The organism is Alloyangia mangrovi (assembly GCF_002300555.2).
Classification (GTDB): domain Bacteria; phylum Pseudomonadota; class Alphaproteobacteria; order Rhodobacterales; family Rhodobacteraceae; genus Salipiger; species Salipiger mangrovi.
Map to the genome: position 1 here is coordinate 1 of NZ_NTHN02000088.1, position 13,857 is coordinate 13,857.

Here is a 13,857-nt window from a genome sequence, read left to right on the forward strand (position 1 = left end):
TGCGGGTGCGCTTCGATCCGGTGGTCACCATGACCACCACCCCGGCAGTGCTGACTGGGGTTCTCGCCGGGCTGGGCTGTTCGATCCTGCCGGAGTTTCTGGTCGCCCCGGCGCTGGCTGACGGGCGGCTGGTGCGGCTACTTCCCGACTGGCGACCGAAGGACGGCGGTGTCTACATCGTCTACCCACCGACGCGCTTCCGGCTGCCCAAGGTCAGTGCCTTCGCCGACCTTCTTGTCACCAGCCAGTGTCGGGATACGAAGGTGACGTCCTTGCGGTAATGCCAGAGCACGCCATGAACGGATCCGCCGCTCCAACGTGCGCCGGATGCCGGGTGGCAGCTCGGGGTGCCGGCGCAACAGCTCTTCAAAGATGGCGACAGGCCGGAGGCCCGGGGCAGTCCTAAACAGCGGAACCACTCCGCTGTCAAAGATCGCCTCGAGCGGATCGGGTCTGCGACGGCCGCGCGGCCCTTTCTTTTGCGAACGCAGGGTGGGGTCTTCGGAAGTGCGATAGCCCGTCGCGCGGCTCATGCCGGCTCCTGTGGCGGCGACATCAATCGGGTGGTCTCGTCTCAGCTTCATAAAAACCCTCGCTTGATGATCGGTTACATGGCGCCTCGGCACAAGGGTGGGTCTCCATCATGAATACCCCCAGCCTACCGGGTCGGCCGCGATCGAAGACCGAAGAATTTGCGCAGCGGCGTGTGACCTCATCCTATTTGTCGCGCCGCAGCGAGGCGGTCGATAGCTACTGCGAGGAGCAAGCCCGCGGGTCGGTTTGTTGAGCCGAGGATGATGCTCAGGCAACCACCCTACCCGCCTCGGATTCGCATAAGCGCCAATCTGTGCGAGTGTCCTAAAATCCACTTTCCCACACCCAATCTTGGATCTCGCGATGGGCAAGCAACGGGATTGGGACCGATGGAAGGTCAGGCCACCGAGATGACGGAATAGTCGGGCGTGCCCTCCCAGACGAGGTCCCAGGACGCGCCCGGGCGGACGTTCTGGATGGCGCGGGGCTCGAAGCAAACGAGGCAGTTGCCCCCCGGCTTCGGCGCGCGGACCGAAGGGTAGATCAGCCCCCGCGCGCCTTCGCGCCGCAGGTGCTGGGCAAGGGTCTGGCCCTCGGGGTATCCGATCGCCGGATCGGGGTGCAGCGCCGGATGGCCCGGATCATCGGTGATGTCATCGAAGGCGCCGATGAAATCCGCCAGCATTTCGACGTAGCGGGCGCTGTCCTCGAAGCTGCCGGTATAGCCGAGCTCGCGCGTCCGGTGCCACGCTACCTCGCTGACCGAGACCATGACGTCCCAGGCGCAGTACCACGCGCCGCGCTCCTCGGAGTTGAAGCGGTTGCCGCCCGCGCGCGTGTAGGTGAAGGCCGCGTTGACGTGGGTCTCGCCATAGATGCGCAGGTCGTGGCTGCGGCGGCGCCAGGCAAGCTCGCGCGGGTCGATATGGGGGTTCCTGCCCCGCTCGGCCTGGAGGCGGCCGCTGGTCAGCCCCTCGATCTCGGCGAGGATCTCGACTTCGTCGTCGCTGTCCACGAGGCCGCGCAGCGCGGGCGGCTTGTGGTAGGTGGCGGGAAGGAGGCGAACAAGACCGCGATCCGAAATCTCGGTCTGTTTCACGCGCCACCCCGCAGCGCGTCGAGATAGGTGCGGATGGCGAGGATCTGCGGCAGGCCGCCCTCGACCGCGGCATCGATCGGCCGGCTGCCGCCGAAGAGCGGACCGGCGTTCGGCCGGGTGAACCAGCTCCGCGCCAGCGGGTCGGAGAAAAAGAGTTCGAGCGACTTGTAGATGCCGATCACCGCGCTGAGCCGGAGCAGCTGGTCCTTGGTCAGCTCGCCGGCGAAATCGGGTTTCCGGGCGCGTTTCCATGTGCTTTCCGACATGTCCGCGAGGCCCGCCGCCTCCCTCACGCTCAGCGCCCAGGCATCGGCGATGCGCGCGTAAGCCTTGAGGGCGACGGCGGTGATCTGCGCGGGTTCCCGGGTCTTGGCGATGACGTGCATCTCGATCTCCTTCGGCTTGAATATAGTCCATATGACTCTATAGTAAAGACCATATGAACTGATCACTCAGCTTCAGGAGATGCCAGCGTTCCATGTCTTCGTAGGGTGATAATTGCTTCGACCGCTCGGTGCGTTTCAGGATCGCGCGGACGCAGGTCTTCACCATGGGAGTGGGGCGCCGCGCTGGCAACACGTGAATTTGCGAATGACGAGGTTTCACGTGTTGCCATCCTCAATGGGCCTAGTTCGACCGATATCGTCCTTCAGTGGCAGATGAGGCGCCCACTCTGGGCAGGCGATGGTGATGCTGTGACGCGGCGGAATCCCAGTCACCTTTGGCGCGATGGAAACCCAGCCAACTCTTTTGTCGCGCTTTGACCATGATCAACTGAATGATGTCTCCCCTAGTGCCACTTGCACGGCACCAGGGTCAGCCCAATCGCGATCGTCCACAATATCTGCAGACAGCACTTGCGGCTGTGATTGGATAGTGTGCAGCCCATCGACCATGATCGGACTCACGCCGTAGTCATCCAACCCGCACCGATACACTGACCCGGACTTGCTAGTGATGAGATAGCTGCCGTCAACGAAGGCGACACCATCGATCCCGGAGTTCATGCGCCAGCAATCAGCTGTCAGGAAACCACCACGCCAGCCAGCCAGGACGCGCAACTCGTTTGACGGGGCACTGGACCCATAGCGCACTACCAGACGCAGGACTACCCAAGCGTCGGGTTGGTAGATCCTCTGCATTTTACATACGCCCAGCAATCTTTTGGTGTACTCTGCAAAGGATTGGGGCCGACGGATCAAAATCCTGGTACTCAAGGCCCTTCGCGCCCATGCCCCAGACTACATAGTTGCCGCAGCGTCGTTTGGCCTTGGTTTGCGCGGTGCACTGCTGGCCATCGTATCGGATAGCCGCAAACCATTTGTCGAGCGCCTCGGTGGACGTGTCCAACCTCTTAGCTGCGTACTCCTTTGGGTTGTTTGCGACCAAAGGCAACTCATCGAGCGAGAAGTCGAAATAGCCGGCTTGATACACGGTCATCGAACAAGCCAGTTTCATCTGATCGCGCGAAGGACCTACACAGACGTGTATGTTAGCGTGCCGGTTAGCCTCGTGGAGCAGTCGATCCACCTCGGCGACGGTCATCGTGTTGTCTTTGTTACTCACTTCAAATCTCCAATGTTCGGGCCGTGCGAATGTATGTTAAAACAGGTAGAGTCAAGATGCGCGACGCGTAATAGCCTTTACGGTGAAACGTGTCCCGCTCAGCCCTCTTCGCGCCATCCTGGCTAGGCAACTCAGACTACTGCGCGCCGAGCGCGGATGGTCACAAGAGCGTTTGGCAGCAGAGGCCGGGCTCAATCGCACTTACCTGAGCGCCGTCGAGCGCAGCGAACAGAATATCTCAATCGACAATCTCTACCGAATAGCACAGGCGCTGGACGTCAGCGCAGCTCGTCTCCTGACCGACCTCTGAGACCTTGTATTCTGGAAACCACGCCGCCAGGCCCGCGCGAATACCAGGAAGCCTAGTGCTGACGGAATTCAACATGGGCGCAAACGACGTACAATCCGTCCTATCGTGGAGGACGACATGCCGAGTTCGGCAGCAGCCTTGCGCACCGACCAAGCGTTGGCGGCAATGATCTCCATGATCTCCCAATCTCTGCGCAGCGTCGTCAATTTGCGCTCCTCTCGAGACATCGGTGTTGTCTCCTGCCCGCGCGATGCTGCCATCCGTTCACGTTCTCGCTCGGCGCGGATCTCGGGAGTAATCACGTAGCGCAAATTGAGTTCCCGGATCTCCTGCTCAGATACCGCAAGCCGTTCGATGACCGCCTCGGCGCTCAGACGATACCGCGTATCCTGCTTTGTCTTGGCCCCATGCACATTGTCGCAATCCCCAATACCTTCCCCTCCTGCTTGCCGCTCCTGGAGGTGTTGCGCCTCTCGCGCCCGATCCAGCACACTCGACATATTCGCGACCGCTTCAGTCTCGCTCCAACCAATCTCTCGGCCAAGCGCCCGTACACTACGCTCCAAGGCATGTGGAGGCATCGTCCAGGCCAGCGCTACGGTATAGCAATAGAGCCAGCTATCCCTTGCCCCGCTGGGTATTTCGCCATTTCCCCAGCGATGCTCGCGGAGTAAGTCCAGATCAGCGCTGAGACGTTGCTGTCCGGAACGCGCCGTCAATTTTGCTGTTGGTTGCGACCTTGAGTGCCGCTGTCCATCCTTGGAGCGCCTGATATCCTTCCGCTCCCCTGCAGCCGTTTTGGACCAGGCCGACCGCTCTCGCATCCGCCGTTCGAGAAGGTAACTTTCGCGATCCATAGGCTGGAGGGCATCGTTTAGGACATCAAAATCATGCCTGAAGGGCGCGTATGGGTCGCCTTGGATCCAGAGCGGCGTGACCGTGTCTCCGGACTTGCTGTTGACCGTTCCTGAGATCCGGAATGTCCGGCAGACGTCGAGCGATGCGGGCACATCCACATTGTAGACCGATAGCAGTTCAACAAGGCGACGAGCGACGGATTGCCATCTGCCCGTAGCTTGTACCGGGAGCGGGGATTGCAGTAACCAGACGAGATTGATGCCCCGACCGGAGTACATTGCATAGCTTGGCAAGGGCTTCTTGGCATCGCGGAGCGTGTTTAGCGCCTTGGCAAGTTCAACTTCGGGCCGCCAGTGCTTTGCCGACTCTTTGGGTCGATCGATGTCCACGTAGAGAGCCGCAATCTCCTTCACAAATTTCTTTTTCCGCTGTGGGAGCCAGTAGCGAGACATCGACATGTAGACATCTCGCTCGCCCGCGAGCGCCGTGATGAAGGCAAACGGCTCCAGTCCCGTCACCTCATCGATGCGGATACCACGGTTGTACATCTCCTTGGTCCCTTGGGTCACATCATGCCTCGGGCCCAGAGCTTCCCACTCTCCGGTAGCCAGGGCGGCCTCGACTTTGCGGTCATATCTGGCGTCCTCGACTCTCTGCCATCGGGCGACACCACTGGTGCTCGTAAGCGCCTTCCCCCTTTGCTGAAAGGTAACAAAGGTCTTTTTCACCTTCTTTCCATGCCGATGTAGGATGTCCACGTGCTCCATTGGAGACCATTGAGGGGGCCGGCAAAACCGGATGTCATGCAAGTAATCCGCCCAAGGGTCTGAGGTCATCCGTCCGTCACGGTAGATATCTTTGCTCTGGCTGCGACGGCTCATGTCCGCAACCTCAGGCAACGTGATGGTTGGAGGTGCGCAGGTGCAAAAAGTCTGTTTGCTAGAAATCTCAGGGTCAAATGTCATTTATTTCGTGTCTCCATTCGGGACGCACTTGGTCGGGGCCTCATACAGGCGATCCGATAGGCGGTCGGCGTAAGACATACATGCCATGACAAGATTAAATCCGGGTTTCCAAATCTTCGTAAAAGACGATCTCTAGTATTTCTGGATCGGATCACGTCACTTGGTCAGCCTGCGGCTGCCTTGATCGGCGCTGCTCCCTCGGGCTCCGCCCTCCGGTCCGCGGGCCATGTTGTCCTCAGGCGGTGCCTGAGGTCACCCTCGGCTTCGCCACCCTATTATCCCGAACAAAGTGGGACACGAGGATTTGTTGACGGCCTAAAGCCAGCTCCCGCCCAGTCTGGAAGTTGCGCCCCTCAGTCCAACGGCGTGTCATTCTTCTGACCTGCGACCTCGAAGCCTGCCTATGAGTTTCCTGCTGTTAATTCCTCGGTAATCTCGATGCGTTAAGTGAGAGGTCTCAACCAGAAGATTTGGACAATGACTTACCGGAACTCCCTTAATCCCCTTTATTCTCTGAAGAAGGACCTCGCCACCATCTACCTGAAAGGTCAAACGGTAGTGACAGCCAACGAGATTGACGCAGCGATTTGCTACTACGAGCGACGGATGAGATATACGCACCCTTCAGCGACATGGGACGACGCCAATCGAGTATATCTAAAAGATCACGAGCGCTGCGCATGCTGCAGCCAGATCCGGTCCCCGTCTCGAGCGTGGCCCTACACCGAGATCCAGCACGCACGCTCGGTTGAGCATGTCGCAAATCTTTTTGCCGTAGACGTCGGTCGTCTCCGAGTGGTCGGCGCCTCATTCAACCGACTTTTCGCACCGGAGTTTGGCTTACCAGATGACCGCGAAGAGACGCTCGCGCGCGCGACTCAGCACGCACGCCAGATAACCATCCGCGCAGTCCGAAACGCCGCCTTCCGCCACGCTGCTGGTGAGCCGATCCGCAACCGCCATCTACGGATGATAACCCCCGTCTGCGATGGCCTCGCGAAACTGCTCCGCCACCCGACAATTCGCAAGATGCGCTAGCTAGCCAAGCCTTCGGGCCGTGATGAGGAAGATCGAGCGAGCTGAAAGTGTCTGCCCTAGGCCGACGCTACATTGGCAGCTGGGGCGAGGTCACAGAGAGATTCCCTCTCGGTCCGGAGGGGGAACCTTCCAAGGTTCGCATGGCGGCACGCGTCTGAAGCTGCCGTTCAGGCAGCGCGTGGGGAATGACGGCACCGAGCCCAAACTTGCCCTCGCACGGCCGCGCATTCGCTGCGACGGCATTCGACCGCTGTCAGCCCAAACGCGCCCTTCGCCCCGAGTTGTCTTTGCAACGAAGCGGACCTTCACCCCGAGAGCATAGGGCGGTGGTGTTGCGGACTAGCCGGACTCTCTTGTGTGGCCTACGGGATCGCATTTGGCCACGCAGGGTACTTTCTGCCGCTTGCAACACGCGGAGTTCGAACTCCGGTTCGGCAAGATCGCGCCAGCGCCGTGTGAGCGCCGCTTATCTCAACTCTCAGTTGACCATACGTCACTCTCGTGTGCTATCAAAGGCTTGAGAACAGAATTCATTTTTCAGATTCGAGGAGGTGCGACATGCACCAGCGCGTATTATCTCTCGCTTCGGTGCTGGCCCTATCGGCCATCCCGCTCGCGGCGCAGGAGGTGGGCAATGCTTTTAGTCTGACGGTCCAGACCGAGCCCTATCTCGAACCTCATATTCCGCGGCCCGAGCAGGAAGCGGAAGCAGCCGAGAAGCTCGCGGCGCTCGCGGAGAAGACCGGTGGGAAGCCGAACATCCTGCTGCTGCTCGTAGATGACATGGGCTGGGGCGATCCCGGCTCCTATGGCGGCGGCATTGCGGTAGGCGCGCCAACGCCCGAAATGGACCTTCTGGCGCGGGAAGGGCTCCGCCTCACGTCGACTTACTCGCAGCCGACCTGTACCCCGTCACGCGCCGCGCTCCTCACCGGGCGCATTCCCACGCGCAGCGGCCTGACCCGCCCCACGCTGTCGGGCGAAAACCCGACGACCAACCCTTGGAGCATCGAGGCAACCCTTCCTGGTCTGCTCTCCGACGCAGGATACCGTACGGCTCTCTCGGGCAAATGGCACCTCGGTGAAGCAGAAGGCTCCCGCCCGCACGAAGCCGGTTTCGACGAGTTCTACGGAATTCTGTCTGTGATCAGCGACATGTCGCAGCAGCTCGACGAGCGGCTCTATCCCGACTTGGTGCTGCGCCCGGAACGGCTCGCCGCGCTTCAGGAGCTCTCCGAGGCCGCGATCACCAAGGGCCTGAAGGGCCAGCCGCTGGAAGTCGCCGAAGAAGTCACATCGATCGACCAACTTGGACAGATCGATCAGAAATTCGCTGACTTCTCCGAGGATTTCATCCGCCGGGCGGCGGCGGACGATGTCCCATTCTTCCTCGAGCACTCCTTTGCCCGCGTCCACAATGATAGCTACCCCGCCGAAGGCTATGCTGGGAAGAGCCCGGCCGGTTTTCCATACAAGGATGCGATCCTTGAGGTTGACGATATCGTCGCACGCCTGATCGGAGTTCTTGAAGAGACGGGCGAGCTTGAGAACACCTTCGTTTTCCTCACTTCGGATAACGGCGCCAACGAGGATCTCGCTCCAGATGGTGGCTTCCAGCCGTGGCGCGGGGGCAAAGGGACAACCTGGGAAGGCGGCGTCCGCGTTCCTGGCATCGCCTACTGGCCGGGAATGATTGCGCCCGGTCGCGAAAGCGACGGATTGTTTGACCTGACCGATTTCTTCAACACATCGCTGGCCCTCGCAGGGGTCTCGGAGACCATCCCCAGCGAGCGATTCATCGACGGTATCGACCAGTCGTCCTTCCTGTTGGCGGATAACGGAGAGTCCCGGCGCGACGCGGTCTTTATGTATTCCGAGAACAACCTGATGGCGATCCGCTGGATGGAATACAAGATCCACTTCAAGGTGATGCTGCAGCATGCCGCGCGGCGGAACCTCGACGAGACCACGGTGTCCGATGTCGGCATGAGCCCTTGGGTCTACAACCTCTATACCGACCCGAAAGAGCAAGCGAGTTCCGGTCACTCCCGGTTCGAGTGGGGGCTGCCGCAAGCGCTGCAACGGGTGCAGCGTCACCTGGCGACATTTGCCGACTATCCCAGCACGGACATCGGCCTCGGCAAGCCCTGATAAATCTAAGATCGTGACCGCTGGAGGCGCTCTCTGGCGGTCCGTCGTCGCGAGACTTGCCATCCCACTGAGCTGAGACGATCGCCGATCAGCGAAATCGGAACACTTCCCTTTGGATAAATGTCTTGCGTGGGCTCGGTGGAGCCGATCGGCGCACTCTGCCTGAACGGCAGCTTTCGGGAAATGAAGTCAGCGGAGCTAGGTCCGCAATCTGCGCACAGCTACCGCTGCTCCCGATCATCGCTGCACCCGCAGCGAATGGCACCTCCGTCCGCATCGGCGGCGCTGAGGCTAGGCGCAGCGAAGGTCGGTAGCAAGCCTTTGCGGTCATTTGAAGCGATCCTTGTTAGCCCGCTCCACTCAATCACCTCCGGTGTTTCGCAACCACATCACGGCAAAACCATCGATGGTCCGGCGCGCCCCTGTCATCGGCGGCCTCATACGTTCTCTCAGCATGAATGGACCCACTGTCCCTGCTCCGCCAAACGCCGTCGCCCCGAGAGCAGAGACGGTCCGAGGCCCAGCATGCCGGCACCAGAAATGCGCGCCTCCATGTTTTGCTTCCGGGGGGCCTCGACCACCTCCCCGCTCCCACGCGCCGACCCTGCGTCCCTAAGGACCTTCGAAACTCAGCATTAATCGGGCCGAGCTAGGTTTGTATCCGTACTTACTTAGAGCATTCCCATGAGAGATTCTAACGACACCCACAGCCCCGATACTGCACACACATTGGACCCCGCAGCCGCGGCCGACCATTTCAGAGTCCGTCCGCGTACAATCCAGATTTGGATCCGGGATGGCAAACTGCAAAGCTATCGCATTGGCCGCGCCCATCGGATGACCTGGGCGGAGATCTGGGCCTGCGAAGACGGCCCGAAACCGACAAGAAAGACCGAGGCGCGCTATCGTCTGCCGTTGATGACAAGAGCTGAGCTTGCGTCTCGCCTGGCGATCAGCGATCGGACGGTCGACCGCTGGATCGCGGACGGACTGCCGGCGCGGAACGTCTTTGGCCTGACCCGCTTCAATCCTGTGGACGCCGAGGAGTGGCTGCGCCGGCGTCACGATCCCACCCTGCCCTACGGCTTCGTGTCGGAGGGCTTAGCATGAGCGGTTTTGTCGACACGACCACCCTCGTACAGACACACGCTCTGTCCAGCCGTCATTTGCACAAAGGTCCCCGAACATTAATCGGCGTGATGTTTGGGGACGTTAGTGCAAATCCGGGCGTTTCGGCGACACAAGCTGTGCTGACGCGACATATCCTCGTATGGCCCGCTCCCTCCGTCCCGGGAGGTGCCGCGTGATGCCTGCTCTGCCCCCCTGCCCCACCGATGAGGACCCGACCTTTGCCGATCTGCTTGCGTGGGCCGGGGCCTCCAACGAACAAGAGGACGCCATTCGAGAAGTCTTAAAAGTCCCTGCTCGATTGGGACTGTGCGACGAAGATCTTGGGTTGATCCCTGCCACGCTCGGGTATTTCGAAGAGCAAATCGCAGGGTCAAGCTATGGCACCGTCTCAAAAGCCCGAGACCTCAAAAGCGCTCGAAATCGCGGCAACTCTCGAATCCGTACCCTGCTCAAGCGGTACCACGAAAATCGAGATGAGGCGTGTATCAAAGACGTACGGGCAGAGTGGACGCGCCTCGTCGACTTCGTCGCGCGACGCGAGGGCTTTCTTGATCGTGGCGCCATGTTCGCGACTGGCAAATCTCGTGGTCTGGCGATGCTACGCGCCCGCGCGCAGGTTGCACCCAAAGACATGTCCGCAAGCGAGATCAATCGTATCGCAGATACGTTGACCAGCGAGAAACGTAAGGCATTTTCCCGAGCCCTCAAGACATTCAATCATCTGATCACCGACCACACGGAAACCCGGGAAATTTCTGATCTTCTCCCAAGGAGCCTCCTTCCCCTCCCTGCCCCGATACTCGGGCAGCGGATCGCATGGGAAAGTCTCCCTGGAATCTTCCGATCAGATGCAGAACGGGTGATGCGCAAGGCTCTGGCGCAGCCCAACGACAAAGTCGAGGCGACACGCGCACGCATCGTCGCCGGCGAAGACGCCCTGACTGTGCTTCGCGAGTTGGATCGAGCCGCGACGAAACGCAAACGACCGCCTGCGAATGTGCATGCGGCGACAGCCAACTGGCGACAGGCCATCGTTTGGCTCGTTCGTGCCGCGGAAGCCCAGGGGCAGCGGCGTGAGACTTTGACAAGCATCGCAGACCTGTATGAACACGATCTTCTGGACCAAGCATGTCTTGATCAGATTTCCCGATCCCGAGCTTCGCTACGCAGGAAAAATCCTGAAAAGTCGCAGACGCTCGCACACCGCCTGACCGCTCTTGAGACGCTCGCGCGCCACGGGCTCCAGCGCGAGGAACTCGAGGCAATAGTCCGACTGATGCGCGTCTATCATCACGACTACATCCGGCGCCCTGGCAAAGGCATGACGGACGACGCCAAGCGTGTTTGCAAGGCTTTGCTGGAATCCGCTCCACTCGTTCCCAAACTCGTGCGCGCGCCACAAATCATTTCGGACGAGGCGGACAAGCAAATTTCTGACGCTTGCTCAACCGGACATGTCGACCGTGAACTAAGTGCGCTACGTCTCTACGCGACCGCCGTCCTTTTCGCTGTCCAGATGTCTCGCCCCGTCAGAACCGCGAACCTGATCCGTCTGCGCTATCGCGGTACCCGCGAGATCCCGGGCCATATCACCTGGATACGCAAACGGGAGCATGCAGAGCTACGCTATAGTCCCGGCGAGGTGAAGAATGATCGCGAAATTGCCGTGCATCTCAAAGGGGATGACGCGCAAATCTTGTGGCGATGGCTGTACGATCTACGGCCGAGATATCTCGAGCTAAGAGGCATCAGCGACACCCCCTACGTCATACCAGGCACCGCTCAGCCCCGATTGCAAGCGCCTGATCTTCGCCTGCCGATCGGCTGCGTTGCTCCCTCGACATTTGCCGATATATGGCGCGACGGAACAGCGATCATAGGTCTCGACCTCACGCCTCACCAATCCCGCCATGCCGTGGCGACGCTCATTCTCGCCATGGAACCGGGCAATTATGCCAAGGCCGCGTCTGTGCTTGGAGACACGGTAGCGACCGTGGAACGACACTACGGTTACGACGACGGAGCCGCCGCGTCGGCAGAGGTTCGGAAGGTCCTTCTGGTGGCCCATCCAGAGGGTCTGGACAAGATTCGGAGCCGTAACCATGCCTAAGATTGAGCGACTGAGCCACCAGCTACGATATGCGCCCAGCACCGTACGCGAGGCAATACTGGCGGATATTGCCAACCTCAAGCCGGGGCAGGCTGCGGTCCTGGGACGGTTTTTTCAGCATCTTCAAGCGCGGCAGCGGCGGCCCGATGCGCCGGGCGTCGAGCCCTTTCGAGACGCGGCAGCGTCTGAATGCACGCTCATGTCGCTGCTGCGTGCACTGGATCGCTATGCGCCAATGGTACCGCTCGCTGATGGTCGTAAACTGCGGCAGGAATACTACCGTGTAGGTCGCGGAGCGCATATTGATCGGACTCCTTGCCGCAGCGCAGCGCCGCCTTCGACCGCGCCTGCCCCATGGCCCGCTTACTGGCGAAAGCTTTGGCCCGGGCTCGCCAAGGCCCGCATTGAGGAGAAAACGAAGATCAGGTATCTTGCATCAATCTCTCGCTGCGCGGACCTCCTGCCCGCGCTTGATTTGCCGGATGACCCCGCCTTTCTCGTGCCAAGCTACTTCCTTGGCATTCAGCTCGGAACGCTGTTGGGGGACCGCGAGATCCGACCAGTCACGATCGCGAACTACCTCCAGGGGTTGGTGTCTCTCATGCGCCACGGCGGAGGCGACCCTGTGGCACTGGAAGGTATTCGCTCTGCCCAGCAGCACTATGTGCGACTTGCTCGTAGAGTCCCAAAGTTCAAAGTCACCCGGATTCGCAGCTTGATGGAGAATGGGGGCTTTGGGTACATCCTCCAGCGCGTTACGGACTGCCAGCGCGACGCAAATGCCCTTCCGCGCTACAGCGCACTGCGATTCCGGGTGCTGCAGGCCGCCGCGATTCTGGTTCTGATGGCCAACAAACCCGCGCGTACCGGCGATGTAGCGCACTGGCGCTTGGGGCACGAGTTGACGCGTGACGCAAATGACGTTTGGTCGCTCCGCTGGACGCAAATGAAGACGGGACACGAGACGGGCGCTGGAGAGTTGTGGCCTGAAACCTGCCAGGTCCTCGACAGGCTATTGTTGCAGGACAAGCCCGCGCGTCTCGCGCAATTGGTGTACACTCAGCTGAGAGGCAAAAACTGGCTCACGCATCATCCGTCACCGCCTGCAGACACATGGCCGAGCATGCTCGTTTGCGAAATATTGGGGGCGCCATTGCATGACCTGCGTACCCTCTCCGCTGACTACATCCGCCGCTATGATCCCGCAAATGCACCGGGTGTTATCCAGAGCCATCTTGGTCATAGGTCCACTCGAGCGGGCGAGGAGTACCGGGCGCTCGCCGAAGGAGACGCAGCGGCAGAAAGCTGGCGAAGCCTTCGCGGCACATTGGAGGCCATAAGGCGATCGAAGGCCTAACAGGCTGCTGAAAAACTCCTGCCTCGACGCCTGTCGCGGAACATGATTTACCATCGCCACTACGATGACGATGGAGTGTGGGATGCGTGGATCAGATCAGGTGACGGGCTCGCTGTTCAGCTACGTCGATCTCGAGGAGCGCGTTCCGGCGCGACACCCGCTGGCAAGATCAGGGCCGTCGTCAACGATGCGCTGCACTCGCTGGATGCCGACTTCGACCGGCTTTACGCGGGTGAGGGCCGCCCCTCCATCGCGCCGGAACGATTGATCCGGGCCAGCCTGCTGCAGATACGCGCCGCCGCTCGAGACCTTCAAAAGCGGGCGTGACTTCGCTGCATGGTTGGGCCTCACGCCCAAGCAGATGTCTACCGGCGGGAAACCAAAGCTCGGCAAAACTTGCCGGATGGGACAACGAGATATTCGACGATTGCTGATTATCGGTACCATAGGCGTGGTCAGATGGGCGGTCCACAATGGCGCACCAACCGGATCGTGGCTTGAGCGCATGATGGCCCGCAAGCCACGAATGCTGATCGCGATGGCGCTGGCAAACAAGATGGCACGAATGCTCTGGGCTATGGGGACCAAGAAAGAGGATTTCCGAGTTTCGGCAGCCCTACCCTGAAGGGCAAGGGTCATCGAGCGACGCCGGCGATGTGAACAGGGCAAAGGGAAGTAAGGGATGACCTGCTCCCCTTTAAGTCCGCGTTTATAGGTTAGCTCTGTTCAGGGTTTGGT

Annotated in this window: 10 protein-coding genes and 3 pseudogenes; 8 read left to right on the forward strand and 5 right to left on the reverse strand. The window is 60.4% G+C overall.

Annotated elements, in window-relative coordinates; all coding sequences use genetic code 11:
• A partial coding sequence (locus CLG85_RS25730; RefSeq protein ID WP_260350262.1) for a LysR substrate-binding domain-containing protein occupies positions 1 to 281 on the forward strand: 281 nt, incomplete at its 5' end.
• A gap of 3 nt (positions 282 to 284) precedes the next feature.
• Here CLG85_RS25730 and CLG85_RS25735 read toward each other — a convergent pair.
• The 4 genes and pseudogenes from CLG85_RS25735 to CLG85_RS25750 all read right to left on the reverse strand — a co-directional run.
• A pseudogene (locus CLG85_RS25735) lies at positions 285 to 626 on the reverse strand (IS21 family transposase); the annotation flags it as partial.
• 305 nt (positions 627 to 931) lie between these two features.
• A complete protein-coding gene (locus CLG85_RS25740) occupies positions 932 to 1,633 on the reverse strand; it encodes an RES family NAD+ phosphorylase (protein WP_095880683.1) in 702 nt (233 codons plus the stop codon).
• The gene (locus tag CLG85_RS25745; protein ID WP_095880684.1) at positions 1,630 to 2,019 is read right to left on the reverse strand and encodes an MbcA/ParS/Xre antitoxin family protein; all 390 of its coding nucleotides are present in this window, start codon (positions 2,017 to 2,019) and stop codon (positions 1,630 to 1,632) included. The genes CLG85_RS25740 and CLG85_RS25745 overlap by 4 nt, the downstream gene beginning before the upstream one ends.
• A 757-nt stretch (positions 2,020 to 2,776) precedes the next feature.
• A complete protein-coding gene (locus CLG85_RS25750) occupies positions 2,777 to 3,199 on the reverse strand; it encodes a hypothetical protein (protein WP_141244421.1) in 423 nt (140 codons plus the stop codon).
• Between the two features lie 82 nt (positions 3,200 to 3,281).
• Between CLG85_RS25750 and CLG85_RS25755 the strand changes: the two genes are divergently transcribed.
• Positions 3,282 to 3,509 (forward strand): helix-turn-helix domain-containing protein, encoded by a 228-nt coding sequence (locus CLG85_RS25755; RefSeq protein WP_095880687.1) that lies wholly within the window; start codon positions 3,282 to 3,284, stop codon positions 3,507 to 3,509.
• Positions 3,510 to 3,577: 68 nt separating this feature from the next.
• Here the strand turns inward: CLG85_RS25755 and CLG85_RS25760 are convergent, their stop codons facing one another.
• Positions 3,578 to 5,248, reverse strand: a complete 1,671-nt coding sequence (locus CLG85_RS25760) for a hypothetical protein (protein WP_141244422.1) — start codon at positions 5,246 to 5,248, stop codon at positions 3,578 to 3,580.
• A 1,680-nt stretch (positions 5,249 to 6,928) separates the two neighbouring features.
• Here CLG85_RS25760 and CLG85_RS25765 point away from each other — a divergent pair.
• From CLG85_RS25765 to CLG85_RS25790, 6 genes and pseudogenes are all read left to right on the forward strand, one after another.
• Positions 6,929 to 8,521: an arylsulfatase gene (locus CLG85_RS25765; RefSeq protein WP_095880689.1), complete on the forward strand. Its 1,593-nt coding sequence runs from the start codon at positions 6,929 to 6,931 to the stop codon at positions 8,519 to 8,521.
• A 684-nt stretch (positions 8,522 to 9,205) separates the two neighbouring features.
• Positions 9,206 to 9,631, forward strand: a complete 426-nt coding sequence (locus CLG85_RS25770) for a helix-turn-helix domain-containing protein (RefSeq protein WP_095880690.1) — start codon at positions 9,206 to 9,208, stop codon at positions 9,629 to 9,631.
• Between the two features lie 193 nt (positions 9,632 to 9,824).
• Entirely contained in the window at positions 9,825 to 11,762 is a 1,938-nt protein-coding gene (locus tag CLG85_RS25775) for a site-specific integrase (protein ID WP_141244423.1), read from the forward strand.
• Positions 11,755 to 13,119 (forward strand): hypothetical protein, encoded by a 1,365-nt coding sequence (locus tag CLG85_RS25780; protein ID WP_141244424.1) that lies wholly within the window; start codon positions 11,755 to 11,757, stop codon positions 13,117 to 13,119. Before CLG85_RS25775 ends, CLG85_RS25780 begins: the two co-directional genes overlap by 8 nt.
• An 82-nt stretch (positions 13,120 to 13,201) precedes the next feature.
• Positions 13,202 to 13,425 (forward strand): annotated as a pseudogene (locus tag CLG85_RS25785) (transposase); the annotation flags it as partial.
• Positions 13,409 to 13,744: pseudogene (locus CLG85_RS25790) on the forward strand (transposase); the annotation flags it as partial. The pseudogenes CLG85_RS25785 and CLG85_RS25790, both read left to right, overlap by 17 nt.
• Between the last annotated feature and the right edge of the window lie 113 nt (positions 13,745 to 13,857).